Source organism: Methanospirillum hungatei, from assembly GCF_019263745.1.
In the GTDB taxonomy this organism is placed as follows: domain Archaea; phylum Halobacteriota; class Methanomicrobia; order Methanomicrobiales; family Methanospirillaceae; genus Methanospirillum; species Methanospirillum purgamenti.
Window position 1 is genome coordinate 2193995 of sequence record NZ_CP077107.1, and the last position, 15818, is coordinate 2209812.

General features: G+C 41.9%; 15 protein-coding genes. 6 read left to right on the forward strand and 9 right to left on the reverse strand.

Going from position 1 to position 15818, the window contains the following annotated elements; genetic code table 11:
- Nucleotides 1-48: 48 nt before the first annotated feature.
- Genes KSK55_RS10540 through htpX form a run of 3 tightly spaced genes read right to left on the reverse strand, consistent with a single transcriptional unit; the run spans nt 49 to nt 1946 of the window.
- Nucleotides 49-765: a winged helix-turn-helix transcriptional regulator gene (locus KSK55_RS10540; RefSeq protein ID WP_218606869.1), complete on the reverse strand. Its 717-nt coding sequence runs from the start codon at nt 763-765 to the stop codon at nt 49-51.
- Between the two features lie 41 nt (nt 766-806).
- A complete protein-coding gene (locus tag KSK55_RS10545; RefSeq protein ID WP_218606870.1) occupies nt 807-1016 on the reverse strand; it encodes a hypothetical protein in 210 nt (69 codons plus the stop codon).
- Nucleotides 1017-1070: 54 nt separating this feature from the next.
- Entirely contained in the window at nt 1071-1946 is an 876-nt protein-coding gene (gene htpX, locus KSK55_RS10550; RefSeq protein ID WP_218606871.1) for a zinc metalloprotease HtpX, read from the reverse strand.
- A 141-nt stretch (nt 1947-2087) separates the two neighbouring features.
- Between htpX and KSK55_RS10555 the strand changes: the two genes are divergently transcribed.
- Nucleotides 2088-4640 (forward strand): calcium-translocating P-type ATPase, PMCA-type, encoded by a 2553-nt coding sequence (locus KSK55_RS10555; protein WP_256663985.1) that lies wholly within the window; start codon nt 2088-2090, stop codon nt 4638-4640.
- A 64-nt stretch (nt 4641-4704) separates the two neighbouring features.
- Here KSK55_RS10555 and KSK55_RS10560 read toward each other — a convergent pair whose 3' ends face one another.
- Together KSK55_RS10560 and KSK55_RS10565 are read right to left on the reverse strand one after the other, a co-directional pair.
- Complete coding sequence (locus KSK55_RS10560; protein ID WP_218606873.1) at nt 4705-5403, reverse strand: small multi-drug export protein; 699 nt, start codon at nt 5401-5403, stop codon at nt 4705-4707.
- Between the two features lie 18 nt (nt 5404-5421).
- Nucleotides 5422-6438, reverse strand: coding sequence for a lysylphosphatidylglycerol synthase transmembrane domain-containing protein (locus tag KSK55_RS10565; RefSeq protein ID WP_218606874.1), 1017 nt, complete (start codon nt 6436-6438; stop codon nt 5422-5424).
- Between the two features lie 144 nt (nt 6439-6582).
- Here KSK55_RS10565 and KSK55_RS10570 point away from each other — a divergent pair, with 144 nt between their 5' ends.
- Nucleotides 6583-6828: a DUF6398 domain-containing protein gene (locus KSK55_RS10570; protein ID WP_218606875.1), complete on the forward strand. Its 246-nt coding sequence runs from the start codon at nt 6583-6585 to the stop codon at nt 6826-6828.
- Between the two features lie 173 nt (nt 6829-7001).
- Here the strand turns inward: KSK55_RS10570 and KSK55_RS10575 are convergent, their stop codons facing one another.
- The 4 genes from KSK55_RS10575 to KSK55_RS10590 all read right to left on the reverse strand — a co-directional run bounded on the left by KSK55_RS10575 (nt 7002) and on the right by KSK55_RS10590 (nt 10957).
- The gene (locus tag KSK55_RS10575) at nt 7002-7838 is read right to left on the reverse strand and encodes an ABC transporter ATP-binding protein (protein ID WP_218606876.1); all 837 of its coding nucleotides are present in this window, start codon (nt 7836-7838) and stop codon (nt 7002-7004) included.
- A 9-nt stretch (nt 7839-7847) separates the two neighbouring features.
- Nucleotides 7848-8795, reverse strand: coding sequence for a FecCD family ABC transporter permease (locus KSK55_RS10580; protein ID WP_218606877.1), 948 nt, complete (start codon nt 8793-8795; stop codon nt 7848-7850).
- A 171-nt stretch (nt 8796-8966) separates the two neighbouring features.
- Entirely contained in the window at nt 8967-9728 is a 762-nt protein-coding gene (locus KSK55_RS10585; protein ID WP_218606878.1) for a class I SAM-dependent methyltransferase, read from the reverse strand.
- On the reverse strand, nt 9725-10957 hold the full coding sequence (locus KSK55_RS10590; RefSeq protein WP_214419663.1) for an ABC transporter substrate-binding protein: 1233 nt from the start codon (nt 10955-10957) through the stop codon (nt 9725-9727). The genes KSK55_RS10585 and KSK55_RS10590 overlap by 4 nt, the downstream gene beginning before the upstream one ends.
- Before the next feature lie 148 nt (nt 10958-11105).
- On the opposite strand from KSK55_RS10590, the gene KSK55_RS10595 reads away from it, so the two are divergent.
- From KSK55_RS10595 to KSK55_RS10610, 4 genes are all read left to right on the forward strand, one after another.
- Nucleotides 11106-13826 (forward strand): hybrid sensor histidine kinase/response regulator, encoded by a 2721-nt coding sequence (locus KSK55_RS10595; RefSeq protein ID WP_218606879.1) that lies wholly within the window; start codon nt 11106-11108, stop codon nt 13824-13826.
- A 115-nt stretch (nt 13827-13941) separates the two neighbouring features.
- A complete protein-coding gene (locus KSK55_RS10600; RefSeq protein ID WP_218606880.1) occupies nt 13942-14718 on the forward strand; it encodes a ComEC/Rec2 family competence protein in 777 nt (258 codons plus the stop codon).
- Nucleotide 14719: 1 nt separating this feature from the next.
- Nucleotides 14720-14947, forward strand: coding sequence for a DUF3006 family protein (locus KSK55_RS10605; protein WP_218606881.1), 228 nt, complete (start codon nt 14720-14722; stop codon nt 14945-14947).
- A gap of 3 nt (nt 14948-14950) precedes the next feature.
- Complete coding sequence (locus KSK55_RS10610) at nt 14951-15370, forward strand: arsenate reductase ArsC (protein ID WP_218606882.1); 420 nt, start codon at nt 14951-14953, stop codon at nt 15368-15370.
- Nucleotides 15371-15818 lie beyond the last annotated feature (448 nt).

Below are 15818 nucleotides of genomic sequence, written 5' to 3' on the forward strand. Positions count from 1 at the left end.
AAAAATATCCTTCAGCAGGATAACAAAAGATTTACTCAGAAATAACGGTTAATTGAGATTATTTTGCTGATTTTCTCTTGAAATATAATGCCTGGTATATTTCCCATCTTTTACTAACCGAATGCATCCTTCATAAACCAGGTGCCTGACTGTTCGAGTCACCGTCGGGCTTGCAATTCCCAGGCATTCTGCGATATCTCTCCTTGTAATTCCCGGATTGTGTTGTACCAGGGTGAGGATTTTTCCTGTAAGTCCTGATGAAGACCGGGAGAGGAACAATTGCTCCTTCATTGAAAAGGTATTGTGGTTTTCAAAGAAATGGTATGATTTTCCCTGGTCAAATATTGAGATACACTTAGTTTCAGCCAGGCGATCGATGTGGTATCTTAATGTGTTTTCATTACTTTTAGATAAGATAGCAAGTCTTGTCAGATCAATTCCCGGATTATCACAAATAAGGGCAAATATTTTCTTTCTTGTTTCATGTTCCAGAACATTTGTTGCTGTAATTCTTCTGTACCCCGATACCCGTTCCCGGACTATCCTGCTCAATACATCGTTATCTGATAGAAAATCATTCCATATCCAATGAAATGGGTGCCTGCTTTTTTGATGATGTTCAGACCCTGCTGTTTGAGATGGAGATTGTTCTTTTTCAGATTCGTCCAGCAGAGCATTTCTAGGTTCCGGAGCATATCCGTCCAAGGGAATACCCAGAGTGATAAGAAAAAATCCTAATGCAAAACCAATATTGGAGTAATGCATAACGCTATCACATGTTAGTATCCGGGAGAATAAAAATCTCTTCAGGATACATACAATCGAGAATCAGGTAGCTCATCTGACCAGAGTGAGTATGTATTCGTGGAGAGAATTCTGTAATGAAAGGCATCTTCTGGTGCCTCTTCATAATCGGAGGTGATGGTCCAGACGAAATCCTGGTACTTGTTGTCCCCTTTATGCTCTATAAAACCATAGGAAAATACATCCAAAACAAAAAGGTTTCTCCGGTTCATCAGTAAAAATCCAGAATATATATCTGGATCAGATAAACCGGATTTTTTTTAAATTTAATATCCCCGGATCTCTTTTCTGACTTTCTCCAGGTTTTCAATCCGCTTTTCAAGTGCGGGATGAGTTGAAAATAGTGCTGCAAGTGATTTTCCCGAAATTGCAGGGATAATATAGAATGCATTTGCTCCCTCCGCAGCAACCTTTGCCTGGGCTGGAACACGGTCCACCTTCCCACTAATCTTTTGTAATGCAGAGATGAGAGCATCAGGGTCCTGAGTTATAAATGCTGCTCCTCTGTCTGCTGCAAATTCCCGGTATCTGGACAATGCCATCATCAGGAGGGTTGCAATTACCCAGACAACGGCAGCAACTATACCTGCGATAATCCAGGCACCTCCCTGTTCCCTGTTGAATATAGAAGCGAAAAGGAAGTTGTTCATTATCATGGATGCGATCATCGCAACAAAACTTGCAATGGTCATCGTCAGGATGTCACGGTTTTTAATGTGGGAGAGCTCATGAGCCAGGACTGCTTCCAGTTCTGGTTTATTCAGGGTAGCCATAATGGAGTCTGTGACTGCGACCACTGCATGATGAGGACTTCTTCCCGTTGCGAACGCATTTGGCATTGGGGACTGCATCACTGCAATTCTTGGTTTTGGTAAGTCCGCATCAGTACATAATTTCTCAACCATCCGGTGCAGATCCGGGTATTCATCTGCTTCGATAACTCTGGCACCGGTCGTCATCATCACCAGTTTATCAGAGAAGAAATACTGAACAAGGCCCATTCCTACCGCTATGACGATAATAAATCCTGAAGGGAGACCAAGAGCCATAAGGACTCCCATAAAGACTAGATAAACGAATAAGAGCAGAATCCAGGTTAAAAATATTCTACCGGACAGGCCGGTATCTCGTTTCCATTTCATTGATGAATCGGGTCACATGTATGGTTCTCATATAAGAAAGGATTCCTGATTCGATAAGCTACCTGACCTGACATGTGTAGCTTATCATGTGAATTCTGCCGAAATTCTCATGAGCTCATACAACATGATCATGGTATCACCATGATCCCATTGCAGGACCTGGCTCAGTATGGAAAAGACGGATTATCATCAGAATCTGTTCTGGAATCACGAACAAAATATGGGAAAAATGAACTTACTCCCCCAAAACGGATTCCGGTCTGGAAACAATACTTGGAAAAATACCAGGATCCGATAATCCGGATTCTACTTGTTGCCGTTGTCCTTTCTGCAGTTGTTGCTCTCTTGGAAGGCAATAGTCTCATCGACACTATAGGAATCGCACTTGCAGTCATATTAGCAACGACCATAGCATTTTTAACCGAATACCGGAGTAACCGGGAGTTTGACGCATTAAATGCGATGCGGGAGGATACCGCAGTCAAGGTAATCAGAAATAACAGCCCCTCCACCATTCCGATGAGGGATGTTGTTGTTGGTGATGCCATACTCCTGGAAGCAGGCGATATGGTTCCGGCAGACGGGTACCTTCTGGTTGCATCTGACATAGAAACAGATGAATCAGCCTTTACCGGTGAGAGCGAGCCGGTTAAGAAGAATGATCATGATGTTATTCTGAAAGGATCGTATATCACCAACGGCAGAGGAACAATGATTGCAGCGGCTGTCGGTGATTTGACAAAAATGGGGATGATAGCCTCATCGCTGATAGAGGGAACACGACCCGAAACCCCGCTCCAGGTAAAACTGAAAGATTTGGCACACCTGATAAGCAAATTCGGGTATTTCATGGCAGGACTTATCATCGCCCTGGTCCTGGCCCAGGAATTTTTATCCGGTGCCCCTCCGCAAACTCCGCTTGAGATCTTCTCTGTCCTTTTGCATGCCTGTATGTTTGCGGTTGTCATCATCGTTGTCTCGGTTCCGGAAGGTCTCCCGGTCAGTGTTACCGTATCACTTGCCCTTACCATGGGGAAGATGACCAGGGCAAAAAGTCTTGTCAGACGGATGATTGCCTGTGAGACAGTAGGTTCGGTCACGGTTATCTGCACAGACAAAACCGGAACACTCACGATGAACCAGATGGAGGTTGCGGCATCATCCATCGAAGTTCCAGAGGAAATAAAGGGGTATCCATCAGCTCCTGCCGAATGGATTACTCTGAATGCTGCCGTAAACAGCACAGCAGAGCTTGAACACTCCGGTGGAAAAATGATAACCGTCGGAAACTCTACTGAAGCTGCTCTTCTTCGCTGGCTTCATCGGGCAGGAATCGCATATCCGGATATCAGAAAGGCGATACCACCAGTACATCAGGATTTTTTCAACTCAAAGAAAAAACAGATGTCTACCATTGTCCAATTCGGAGATAAACAGGTTATCCTGGTGAAAGGTGCTCCAGAGATCATTGCATCACGGTGCAGCCCTGCCCCGGATCTAAAGAATCTTCACCACCTGGCAGAACGGGCAATGAGAACGCTGGCATTTGCACATGGCACACTCAGCCCGCAAGGAGATGAACCAGGGGCACTCATCTGGGACGGGTATGTCGGTATCAGGGATGAAGTCAGACCCGATGTCCCGGAAGCTGTGAAAACCTGTAATAATGCAGGAATCACGGTAAAAATGGTCACCGGTGACAGCCCTGAGACTGGTGCAGCCATAGCCAGAGAGACCGGTATTCTGACCTCTGGATCCATCATGACCGGGCCAGAGTTCAGGGAATTATCTGAAGAAAAAAGAAGGGAAGTGGTCAGGGATATCCAGGTTCTTGCCAGGTCAGAGCCTCATGACAAATTGCTCTTAGTAAAAGCCCTTCAGTCAAACGGAGATGTTGTCGCTGTTACTGGTGACGGAACAAATGATGCCCCGGCTCTTCGGAATGCTGATGTCGGTCTCGCAATGGGTATTGCAGGAACCGAGGTGGCAAGAGAAGCTAGTGACATTATTCTTCTGGATGATTCTTTCCCGACTATTGAGCGGGCAGTATGGTGGGGGAGAGCATTATTTGAAAATATCCAGCGGTTTTTGATATTCCAGCTGACCATTAACATATCTGCTGCAATCCTGACATTTACCGCTCCACTTCTTGGATTAAAACCACCATTTACGATTATCCAACTTCTCTGGATTAATATCATCATGGATTCGCTTGCAGCTCTGGCTCTCTGCTCTGAGGCACCTCACCCGGCCCTGATGAGCAAAAAACCAATCCCACGAACTGCATCGGTTATCACCCCGTATATGAAACGTGCAATTCTCATAACTGCCGGGATATACATTGTCGCTGGAATTGCCGGATTATGGGCAGGTCTTCCATGTATGGAGACACCTGAACAGCAGGCAACAGCATTCTTTGCAGGATTTGTACTTGCACAGGTCTGGAATGGTATTAACTGCCGGGGGATTAATGGGATCATGCCCCCCTTGTTCAAAGGAAACCCGGTCTTCTATGGGATAATGGGACTTATTGTTGTGATTCAGATAATCATCGTGCAGTTTGGAGGAGAGATATTTGATACCGTGCCATTAAGTCCGGTTCAATGGGTTGTCATTGGCCTTGGGACTATGCCTGTATTATTGATCTGGCCGCTGCTCCGGATAATTACACACAAATCAGTTCGGTCTGAATAAATTACTCCCTTACTTTTTATTCTTCTCCCTTATCGGGAAGAGAGTGGAGTTATCAGGTTCTCATTTAACGAACCCTATTTTTACTTTTTTTCCTGAACAGGTAAACCATAAAAGAAAATGTAGACATAATAAACACAAGTACGAGGACTGGAATTACCAAATACCAGAGGTTTACATCCAAGTATTCTTGTATCGCAAACATCGACATCCCGATGATATAACTTTGCAGAATAGTCCCTGCCAAAACCGCTGAAAAAATTTTAGAGGGATTCATCCCAAGTATTCTTCCCAGGATTGAACCTCCAATAGATCCTGATCCCTGCAAGGGAAGAAAAACAAAAGTAGCCAGGCCAATAAAGCAGAAACGCTCTATCCACCGATGTTTTGAGAGATAATTACTGCCATTCTGAACCAGAAAAGAGATCCATCTCCCTAATATGGGAATTCTGCAGACAACGTCAAAATTCCAGAGCATAAAAGTGCATAATACCATATCTACATAGGTGAAGACAAAGCAGACAACCTGCCATGAGAATCCTAATGCAATTGCTGCAGGAATTATTGACTCTTTTCCTGCTGGAGGAATGAAATAGAGAAAAATGAGGCTGACTATCTGAATAAACTGCTGATAATCATACATTATCCAGAGGGTAAGGATGAGGAGAGATCCAAGGATAAACGGTATTGCGAATAATAATACACGATGGATTTTATGTTGATGTTCAGTTAATCGTGTACTATCCATCCATTCCGAAAGTTTCATATCTTTTTCCTCAGAATGTTAGTTTTCACTCGTAACCTCTCGTTTTACAATGAGAATGGTGCCGACAAGTCCGAGCAGAACATTCAGATAGAACATGATAAGTCTCCATAACAGGATGAAAACGCCAAGAATGGCTGTCGGGACAAAGAGAGCATAAAGTGAAGTAGCAGAAATCTCTGCAATTCCTGATGCTCCCGGAGTAAGTGGGATCATACTCACAAGAGCGATGATTATCTGGGCAAATATTGAATTTCCAAGAGACGGTGGAAGACCAAGACCCATGAGGATAACAGAGGCAACAACAAACTCAGAGATCCAGAAGAGAAGTGAGAAGAAAAATCCCTGCATGACTCCTGCTTTTCCGCATCCTGCAAATGATACAAGCCCTGAAGTGAAATGATCATACTCCTCATCTGTTCTTGTGATTAATTTCGTTATTGAAGCTGATGGGAACCGCCTTCCAATCCAGTTGAGAAGTCGCATGATCCTGGTTTTTACCTGAACCGGATATTTCCCTGCAAGTATCAATACCAGATCAAAGAACAACAAAAGCCCGATAGATAAAAAGATGACTGCAACAAATGCATCACCAAGTCCTACAATTACGTCCCACATTAATAGAAGTGCTGCAACTGCAAGGATGACGAGAATAATGGCATCCAAAAAACGTTCAGTTATCACTACAGCAGTTGCATCACCTACTTTCATCCCTGATTTGTATAACTCATGAATCCTGATTGGTTCACCTCCGGCAGAACTTGGTGTTATTGCTGCTACCAGAAGGTTGGCAATGACTGCCAGGTAACAAGTTTGAAAAGTAATTTTGTGCCCGAGTGCAAGACACAGAACCTTAATTCTTTGAGCCCAAAGTCCGAAGGATATAAACCGTAATCCTATCGCAAGACCTAAAAAGTAAATATTAAAATGCTTTAAATATTGGAATGTCTCTTCATTGAAGGTTGAGAAGAGAATAATGACTAAAACAATAGCACTAAATGCAAAAGAACCGTAAATCCAAAGTTTTCGCGTATCCACTTTCTTCTCCAGTACCTAAGTCCACTTTATTGGGCTCTGATATCTGAAGTAAGTATCATTACCGATGATTAAAATACAAGAAAACCAGTTGAGATTTCATCGATTCCAAAAGGGAATCGTGAGTGGTTTACGACAATAACCGAGATGATTGATGCATTCTGTGATGAGAGGCTGGATGATGAATATGCAGAGATCTGCCGGTATGTTGCAGGTAAACTTGCACGAAACCGTGATTGCCAGGTTTTGAGGGGAAAGATACCGATCTGGGCATTTGGAATCATCTATGCTGTCGGACAAATAAATTTCCTCTTTGATACATCGTTTGAGCTCTATCAGTTGGCTGATGATATCTGCTCGTATTTTGGCACAAGCAAAAGTACTGTATCATAAAAAGCAAAGATGATCCGGGATTTCATTGGGATGGACAGATATTGGGATCCGAAGTATTCAACTTCTCGAATGATGAATAAAAACCCGTTTGAAAGGTTTTTGATGCCATGACCTGGATTTAAGGTCACATAACCTCATCTCTACGGGCTGAAGGTATGTATACGAACGATGGATCAGGTGCCGGATGAATACGCTCCGGTAAGGATTTTTCCCAGTTCGTTTAAATTTCTGCTTAATCCCTCTTTTGTGGATGACAAGGGTACAATATATGGATTAACATCAGAATGCATAACTAAAGAATGGACACCATAGACGGATTGAATTACATCTCTGGTAATTACGTTCCTTGGATCTCCTGCCGTAAAGATCTTCCCATCTTTCATGATAATTACCTGGTCGGCATATCGCATTGACATATTCAGATCATGACTGACCAAAACGATCTGCAGTTTTCCATAATCAACAAGCCCTCTTAACATCTCCATAACCTCTAACTGATGCCGGATATCAAGATTTGAGGTGGGTTCATCAAGCAGGAGAACTTCTGGCATCTGGGCGAGACCCCGTGCAATGAATACCTTTTGTCGTTGTCCCCCGCTGAGTTCATCAATATACCGGAGAGCGATATCTTCTAAGTCCATAAAGTGTAGAATGTTAGAGACAATATCAAGATCATTTTTTGCAGAAGAAAGTTTGGAATGAGGGTGACGCCCGAGAAGTACAACATCCATCACCGTCAGAGCAGGAATATCGTCACGTTCCTGGGGAACAAACCCAATCTGTCTGGCGATCTCATTGATGTTCATATGAGCGACTTCTTTCCCATTCAAAAGGATGACTCCTTTTTGAGGAGAAATTATCCGGTTCATGCAGTGAAGGAGCGTTGATTTACCAACTCCATTCGGTCCGAGTATGCAAATCAGCTTTGAGTGTCCTAAATCCAGGCAGATATCATCAAGGATCTTCTCACTTGAATAGGAAAATTCAACGTTTTTAAAACAGATTTTCATTCCAGAGCCCTACCATATTTCCTTCTTTCTGCATATTATCAGGTACAAAAAAAGTGGACCGCCAATAAACGCAGTAATTACTCCTACCGGTAAAATTGTCGGAGCAACAATAGTCCGTGCGACCCCATCAGCCATCATTAATAATGTAGCTCCAAATAATCCTGATGCCGGAATGAGATACCGGTGATCTGAACCAAGAAACATCCTGACCACATGAGGAGAAATCATCCCGACAAAACCTATCACACCAGTAAAACTTACAATGGTGGCTGCCGTTATAGAAATTGCAAACAATGTGATCTTTCGGGTTTTTTCTACGTTCACACCAAGACCCACTGCTCCTTCATCACCAATACTCATGACATTGAGTTCTTTTGCTTTCCAAACCAGCAGGAGACATCCAAACACGACAGAAATGAGCATATAGGGAATGACATTCCAGGTTACCTTATCTAACGTCCCTACTGTCCACATGTACACACTCTGAACATCATTGGCATCTGCGGAGATCATCATCAGGGTTGTCATCGCACTAAAAATGTACATCGTGGCAATTCCAGCAAGAATCATCATTGATGGGGTTGGTTTTCTCATTTTTGAAAGCGACATTATCACAAACATGGGTATCAGGGAAAAGATGAATGCATTCAAAATGATGGCTACATCCCCAAACATGGCTCCTATACCCCCGATTATTGCAACAGCAGCTCCAAATCCTGCCCCTGTAGAGATTCCGGTCGTGTATGGATCAGCGAGAGGGTTTTTCATAATCCCTTGCATTGCTGATCCGGCGACTGCTAACCCTATCCCTGCCAGGATTCCCCCAATAATCCTGGGAAGCCGGATATTCATGATTACATGTTCCTTTACGGTTTCCGGATCACTCAGGTGCAAAAGACGGCTTAAAAGAACCTGATATGATTCAATGAAAGAAAGCCCATATGAACCGAGGCTCATTGAAATGCCGATAATTCCTAAGAGGAGAAGAAAACAAACGAGAATGAAAATATACTTGGTATATATGTAGGTATGGTACCTACTCTTTACATCTTCCATATACATCTGGATTTGAGAAAACAGAGATCATTTCAAAGATTGAATGTAAATATCCATGACCTGTGCAGGGTTTTATAAATCGTTGTCTATCTTCCCTTTCACACCGCTGACAAGGAAATAGTCCTTCCAGTACCCATGTTTGATGAGCCGGGTCCCACTTAATACACGCCTTTTCAAACCTTCTTTTGCAGTGATATCAATAAAACCCACTTCTTTCATCATTTCTAGATCAGCAGATGGACGGATTGCATGAGAGGACCATAAATTCAGGCGGGTTTCATCTTCGAATCCATGTGAGTAAGGATTTCGAAATTCGGTAATCAATATCAACAATTTAGATAAATCGCTCCATCTGCGTCTGAACCAGGAATTTTTGAGATCCGTATACCAGTTTCCATCAATATACACAACCTTTCCCCCAGGTTTTACCACACGATACCATTCGTGTAAGGCTTTTTCTGGATGTGGTATCGTCCATAATGCAAACTTGCTCACAACTGCATCAAAGGAGTTATCAGGAAATGGGAGGGACTCTGCATCTCCCTTTTGAAATTCAATTGATTGTTTGAATCGTTTACAATTCTCAATCGCTTCTTTGAGCATCCCATCAGAATTGTCTACCCCGGTGACATCATGACCAAGATATGCCAGTTGTAAAGCTACAACTCCAGGACCGGTCCCTACATCAAGAACTTTTAATTTTTTAGTCCCGAGTTCCCCTGAAAAAATGGTTTGCCATCCTTCCCGCTCATATCGCTTGGAAAGACCTGTCTGGACAAATTTACTATACCCGAATGACTGGTTTGTCCATGCATCTGCTATCTCTTCTTTCATAATGCAAACCCATAGTTGGATACATCCAGTGAAATACCGCAAAATCTGTCGATATAGTCCTGGTGAATCTTCTGTGGATTGAGATCTTCAAAGAGCTCAGGATAGAACCATTTTGCTTCGTATGCAATTGAAACCAGATAGGAGGCTCCATTGGTGATATCAAATGCGAGAACGTGAATATTATCATTTTTCGCCGAACTGGTGACACGGAATGTATCTTTCACCAGGTCAAGACGTTCCTTGAGCGGAGTAATATTTGCATTGTATCCAGCTGTTATGATGCTGATGATATGGTCAGGATCTTTTTGAATGGCCCATTCTGTGTCATACACCGGATAAATTCCTTCATCAAGTTCTCTTCCGATGTTCACCGCTCCAGCTATCTCTGAGTTCTCTAAGTCACCGCTTCCAACTCCCCGTGCTTTATTTCCGACAGAGTCTAACAGGACTGTTACTTTTTCATCTTCAGGAATGGCTCCCACCCTGGTCTGAATGTCATGGAGGATATCATCATGCCATTTCAGGTATTCATATGCCTTGTCTTCTTTCCCAAGGATATAACTGAGAACGAGGATACCTGATATGGTCTTTCCAGACTCCCATGATGGAAGACGAACTACGTCAATACCTGCTAATTTATTCTCTAATTCTGGATCATATGAATTACGAGTTCCGGTGTAGAAAACATCTGGCTTGAGGGCTAATATCTTCTCGGCATCCGGTTTAAAGCGGTCACCAAAAGATGGCAGGTTACATAACTCTGGAAAGAACGTAGGATATTTGGCAATTGCATCATCAATACCAATTATTTTATCTGCAGCTCCAAGGACACGAACAATTTCTGCATATTTTGTGTAGGATACTACGATTGATTCAACAGGCAGGGTGACAGAACTATCCTGTCCGTCAATATCAACATAATGCAATTTTGTCGCCGTATGATCCATAATTGCCTGGATCTGCTTGATGTCGTCTTCAGATATTACTCCATCCAAATTTGCATCTGCAAGAATCGTCTTCTCTTTATTTCCGGCAATTATTCCATTAATGTAGTCAATGTCCTGTTCATCTATCACCAGATCTCCATTCGCATTTCCATACACCGTAAGGGTAATAGATGACATCTTGTCCCCGAAATCCTGCGATGATGCATCAACTGCTCCGAATATCAATCCTAATACCATCAATGCGACAAGAAGTCGAGCTCTCAAAACAATTTTTTTTGACATAGATCAATATAATTTTGGCAAGTGGTATATTATAATGTTCCTGTCTGAATAACCTGTCACAAAAAGGAAACGGCCAAATGAAAGACGAATAAAACAAACCGAATCATTAAATATATGTTTATAGAAATTCCTCCTACATACTACTGATATGTCCCCCCATCCTCTCCGTGTACTCTATGTTGATGATGAAGAATATCTCCTTGATCTCGCCAAAATTTTTCTTGAGCGAACAAAGGAATTCATCGTAGATACATGTACCTCTGCCGTTAAAGCGTTGGATATGTTACATCATACTCCATTTGATGCGATTATTTCCGATTACCAGATGCCGGAAATGGACGGCATAGAATTTCTCATTCAGGTGCGGGCAGAGATCGGAGATATTCCTTTTATTCTCTTTACCGGAAAAGGGAGAGAAGAGGTAGTCATCAGGGCTATTGATAACGGAGTAGACTTTTATCTTCAAAAAGGGGGGGATCCGAAATCCCAGTTTTCTGAACTCGTGCATAAAATAAAAAAATCTGTCGAGAGAATTCAGGCCGTCAGGGCACTTGCAGAGAACGAAGAGCGAATGAGGCTTGCTCTTGACGGAGCAAAGGAAGGTCACTGGGATGTGAATATAGTGACCGGGAAGACCTATATCAGTCCCCGGGCCTGTGAGATGCTTGGATACCCTCAGGATGAGTTGCAGGAAATATTGGGTTTTAATCGAAGATCAATTATTCATCCTGAAGATATTTCGAAGACTGAACAGATAATGAAGGACTATTTTCAGGGAAAAACAGGGTTCTTTCAAGTTGAACAACGCCTCCGGATGAAATGCGGAGAATGGAAATGGATGCTGGTCAGGGGGAAAGTAATAGAATATGACGAGAATCATCACCCTGTCCGGTTTGTTGGGACATATACCGATATAACTGAACAAAAACAAGTTGAAGCAGAACTTCTTCTTGCAAAAAAAGACTGGGAAACAATATTTCGTGCGGTTGGAAATCCGACATTCATCCTTGATGTGGACCATACCATCATTGATGCAAATGAAGCTGTTCTTCAAATGACCGGAAAGTCTCTTGAAGAGATAAAGGGGCTCAAATGCTGGAATATATTCCATGATCCAAATGGTACGTCTCATCCATTTGGTTGTCCACTTGAGAAGATGAGATCTTCAGGGATAATGGAGACCGTGACCATCGATGCTGAAATATTTAATAAAACACTCATGGTCTCCTGCACTCCTGTAGTTGATGAGTCCGGTAACATAATTAAGGCTATTCATATCGCTACGGATGTGACAGAAAACATCCATCTTGAACGATATCTTCAGGAAAACAGGGATTACCTAAACCAGATATTTACTTCAGTCAGGGAGGGTATTGTCATCGTCGATGCTTATACTCATGAAATACTTGACATCAATCCTGCAGCAGCTCAGATGATTGGTGCTCCCAAAGAAGAAATTATTCTTCAGCGTTACCATAATTATTTTTTTTCTTCAGATTGTGAAAAATGTCCAATCACTGATCTTATGCCGAAAATCGATAATTCTGAACAGGTGCTGATTACTACAGAAGGTAGGAAAATCCCAATAATTAAATATGCAGTTCCTTTTTCTTTCCATGGAAGAGAATGTCTTCTCGTAACATTTATTGACAATTCTGAACGTGAAAAAATCTATTTTGATCTTTTGGGAGCATATCGACAACTATCAGATGCGAAAGAAGAACTAAAATCACAATATGATGATCTGGTAACTCTTCAGAATTCTTTACAAGCAAGTGAAATAAAGTATCGATCAATCATCGAGACAACACCAAATATCATATGGGATCTCTCTTTGGATGGAATAATATCATATATCAATCCCCAATGTCAGGACGTCCTTGGGTATACTGCAGAAGAATTAATCGGACTGCCGATTATCTCGCTGATTCCTCCTGATAATCAAGATGATGCCAGATATTATTTGATTAACCGACCATCACACGATCCCAATATTATTACTCTGGATCTCCCGTTCATCCACAAAAATGGAAGTGTTGTAATCCTGAACATCCGTTCTTCACATATCGTTGACATGTATGGGGAGCAAGGGGGGTATCGATGTGTTGCACTCGATATTACTGATCTCATTCATTCGAAACACGAGTTGGAGGAGAAAAATCGTCAGGTTGAGCAATTAATAGAGCAAAAAACCCTCTTTTTATACCAGTTGGCTCATGACTTACGGACCCCGCTGACTCCGATAATCGGGATGGGACCTTTGTTACTTGATTCAGTTTCCGATTCAGACACCCGGGATTATGTCCGGATTTTTTTAGACAATATTTCGTACCTCTGGAAGATGATCGAAGAGATCCTGGTTCATGTCCAGTTAAACAGTATGTATTCCCTTGATACTGTAGAGCCATGTAATCTTCATACTCTCATTGACGATGCAATAACCTCAAATCAGCATTTGGCTCAACAAAATGAGTTAATCATTGAAAACAATGTAGACTCAGATCTTGTCATCCCAGTGTTAAAATTATACACCGACCTGGCTTTTCGTAATATCATCAATAATGCGGTAAAGTACAATGTCCCCAAAGGAAAAGTGACAATATCCGCATCAGTCCAGGAGCATGATCTCATCATCTCAATTTCAGATACTGGAGTTGGTATCCCAAAAGCGATACAGGACAAAATTTGGGACGAGTTATTTACCGGAGATATTTCACGCAAAGATCCATTGTCAAAAGGATTAGGTCTACCTATTGCAAAAAAAATAATTGAACTTCAAAACGGATCAATTGGAGTGATCAGCGACGGTCATTTAACTGGTTCTACGTTTCTCATTCGGTTACCCTATAATGGTTATAATGGGGAATGAAAAATCAAATATTGAAACTGATACTTCACTTGGAATCATTTTTTCGTGATTTCATACTCCATAAACAAAACAATAATCACTCTAATCATGACTCCCCCCAAACTCATGATGGCACATGAGATATTTATGTTTCATTTTTCTGATATCAGTAATTTTTATATCAATATCCTCCGCTTCTCCGCTCACGGTTCATTATCTGGATGTTGGACAAGGAGATTCAGCCCTTATTGAACATAACAATCATACCATGCTTATCGATGCCGGAACTCTGGATGCTGGTCCAACGATTCTTTCTTATCTCCAGAGCCGTGGGATTACATACCTTGACGTGATGGTATCGAGCCATCCCCACTCTGATCACATCGGGGGTATGGTGGATGTTCTCAATGAGATTCCTGTCCAATTATTCGTAGATAATGGGGCTACTCATACCACTCCGGTGTACAGGGATCTGGAAAAAGTTCTGGTCAAGAAACAGATTCCCTATGCCACCGCAGGAAGGGGTGATGTAATTCCCTTTACTGATGATGTTCATATTGAGGTAACACATCCAGATTATCTCTCTGATGATATGAATGAAGATTCCCTGGCTCTTCTTCTCACCTATGGAGATGCCACCCTTTTCTTCCCCGGAGATTGTGAGCAGTGTGATGCTACAGCTGATGTGGTGAAACTCGCTCATCATGGCTCAAAAGGTTCAGCATCACGGGGATTATTACACAATGACTATCCACAAGATGTTATCATCTCTCTTGGCCGAAACAATGACTATCATTATCCTGCTCCTTCAACCATGAATGCTTTGACAAAAGCCGGGATTTCAGTTCACCGGACAGACCTTGAAGGAACGATTGTTTTAAAGACTGATGGGAAGAGATACTGGTTTGTGTAAGATGGTGCTGGCAACAGTTGACCGGATTGAAGATGATGTTATGGTACTTGTAACTCATACCGAATCGGTCCAGGAGATCCTTCTCCCCCGGATATTGTTTGAGAATATTTATGAGGGTGATGTCGTCCGGGTAGTTGCGGAGAAAGATGAGGATGGGAAGGAGGAGATTGAGAAGCAGATTGGGGAGATGAGGAAAGAAATTAATGTTACCTCTATGAGAAACATATGATTGATGAAACGGAAAGTCCTCTTTATTTGTACCCATAACTCTGCCCGTTCACAGATGGCTGAAGGATATGTAAATGCCCGGTATAGTGATCGGTATGAAGGGTTTAGTGCCGGGACCGAGGTAACCAGAGTCCATCCTCTGGCAATCAGAGTCATGAATGAGATAGGCATTGATATCAGTCATCAGAAGTCAAAGGAACTTGAGGGATTCTTTGACTATGAGATTGACACAGTTGTTACGGTATGTGATGGTGCAAATGCTGTCTGCCCCATGTTCCCAGGTGCAAAAGAGACGATCCATGTCAGCTTCCCGGATCCATCATCCGCAACCGGAACTGAAGATATACAACTGGAGATGTTTCGTAGGGTGCGGGATGACATTTTGTCCTTTATTGACCAACAGTTTGGAAAAAAAGATACATAATAGATATCAGTTCTCTCTATTTTAAACTGAATTCTTTTTATTCTTTGAGCGAGGTATTCCTTCTTTATAATTATCAGGTAATGATTAATTTCATACTCATTTCATATTAGTGAGACCTGTCTATATCAATAAAAAATTTCGTTAGACAATGCCAAGCTTGTTTTTCCTGAGATCAGATATTCTCGTATATCTGATGTTAAATATAGAATAGACTTTTAAATGATGCCCGATTTTAATTATATTTCTCCCCTGATGTATTTTTTGGACGGTTTATTTTGAGAAGGGAAAGTTACTCATGATTATTCTGCGAAATTGAGTAATATTAGGATAAATTTGCTATAAAAATAAAAATTGAGTGTATTTTCTAAAAATATCCTGCATAAATTATTTAAATAAGCAATCTGACGATCAAAAGGATAATTGATATCCATTTCAGATGAAAAGTATT

What these genes read in the sequence shown, in the direction of transcription:
- KSK55_RS10540 (WP_218606869.1), bottom strand. Translation starts at nt 765, where the DNA reads ATGCATTACTCCAATATTGGTTTTGCATTAGGATTTTTTCTTATCACT.
- KSK55_RS10545 (WP_218606870.1), bottom strand. Translation starts at nt 1,016, where the DNA reads ATGAACCGGAGAAACCTTTTTGTTTTGGATGTATTTTCCTATGGTTTT.
- htpX (WP_218606871.1), bottom strand. Translation starts at nt 1,946, where the DNA reads ATGAAATGGAAACGAGATACCGGCCTGTCCGGTAGAATATTTTTAACC.
- KSK55_RS10555 (WP_256663985.1), top strand. Translation starts at nt 2,088, where the DNA reads ATGATCCCATTGCAGGACCTGGCTCAGTATGGAAAAGACGGATTATCA.
- KSK55_RS10560 (WP_218606873.1), bottom strand. Translation starts at nt 5,403, where the DNA reads ATGAAACTTTCGGAATGGATGGATAGTACACGATTAACTGAACATCAA.
- KSK55_RS10570 (WP_218606875.1), top strand. Translation starts at nt 6,583, where the DNA reads ATGATTGATGCATTCTGTGATGAGAGGCTGGATGATGAATATGCAGAG.
- KSK55_RS10575 (WP_218606876.1), bottom strand. Translation starts at nt 7,838, where the DNA reads ATGAAAATCTGTTTTAAAAACGTTGAATTTTCCTATTCAAGTGAGAAG.
- KSK55_RS10580 (WP_218606877.1), bottom strand. Translation starts at nt 8,795, where the DNA reads ATGAGCCTCGGTTCATATGGGCTTTCTTTCATTGAATCATATCAGGTT.
- KSK55_RS10585 (WP_218606878.1), bottom strand. Translation starts at nt 9,728, where the DNA reads ATGAAAGAAGAGATAGCAGATGCATGGACAAACCAGTCATTCGGGTAT.
- KSK55_RS10590 (WP_214419663.1), bottom strand. Translation starts at nt 10,957, where the DNA reads ATGTCAAAAAAAATTGTTTTGAGAGCTCGACTTCTTGTCGCATTGATG.
- KSK55_RS10595 (WP_218606879.1), top strand. Translation starts at nt 11,106, where the DNA reads ATGTCCCCCCATCCTCTCCGTGTACTCTATGTTGATGATGAAGAATAT.
- KSK55_RS10600 (WP_218606880.1), top strand. Translation starts at nt 13,942, where the DNA reads ATGAGATATTTATGTTTCATTTTTCTGATATCAGTAATTTTTATATCA.
- KSK55_RS10605 (WP_218606881.1), top strand. Translation starts at nt 14,720, where the DNA reads ATGGTGCTGGCAACAGTTGACCGGATTGAAGATGATGTTATGGTACTT.
- KSK55_RS10610 (WP_218606882.1), top strand. Translation starts at nt 14,951, where the DNA reads ATGAAACGGAAAGTCCTCTTTATTTGTACCCATAACTCTGCCCGTTCA.